We start from the raw sequence: 881 nt of genomic DNA on the forward strand, positions 1-881 counted from the left end.
ACTGCGTGTTATCTGAACGTGCTGCGCAAATGGTGATCTTTTCTGCATTGATCAAACATAAAAACTTTACTGCGGCGGCGAAAAGCCTTGGAGTGTCAGTATCTCACGTCAGCAAACAGCTTAGTCAGTTAGAGGAATCTCTTGGTATCAAGCTTGTTCAACGCACCACGCGTAGTTTTACGCCTACCGAAGCGGGAAAAACGTTTTATCATCATTGTGAACAAGTGGTGCAGGCGGTGAGTAGTGCGACGTTAGAAATGGAAAGCCAAAGGGATGAAGTGGCTGGGCTGGTTCGCCTCGGGTTATCTCAATCATTTGGAACGCTGCACATCATTCCTGCGATTCAAGAGCTGCGTGAGTTGTATCCACAGCTTCAAGTGGAAGTGCATTTGTTTGACTACAAGGTCGATATGCTGGCGGAAGGGCTCGATCTGTGGGTAACAAACAATGAGCACCTACCAGAGGGCTACATTGCGCAGCGTTTGACGGACTGCCAGTTTGTGGTGGCAGCATCGCCGGATTATTTGCTTAAGTATGATACTCCGACTGAGCCGAACGACTTGTCTTTGCACAACTGCTTGATCTATCGCAGTTGGGAGCGTGATTACACAGGATGGGCATTTACCAAGGGACAACAAGAGCTCAACGTCAAAGTCTCCGGCAACTACTCTGTCGATTTAGCAGAAGCCGTACGTGACGCCGCGATTGCTGGATGGGGGATTGCGTATCTCGCAACGTACTTGCTTGGTGATGAGTTCAGAACGGGTAAGTTGATTCAACTATTGCCAGACTGGAAAGCGAGCCAGTCGATGCCATTTTATGCGGTGTACCCGAGTCGTCAGCACATGCCGAAAAAAATATCAGCCGTTATCAACTTTATT

The 881-nt window shown here is 48.5% G+C and carries 1 protein-coding gene; it reads left to right on the plus strand.

What is annotated here, in order from left to right:
• Positions 1-5: 5 nt before the first annotated feature.
• Positions 6-881: LysR family transcriptional regulator (locus tag R7Q46_RS25785; RefSeq protein WP_318078029.1), on the plus strand; the 876-nt coding region annotated here is incomplete at its 3' end.

It is taken from the genome of Vibrio sp. 811, from assembly GCF_033339195.1.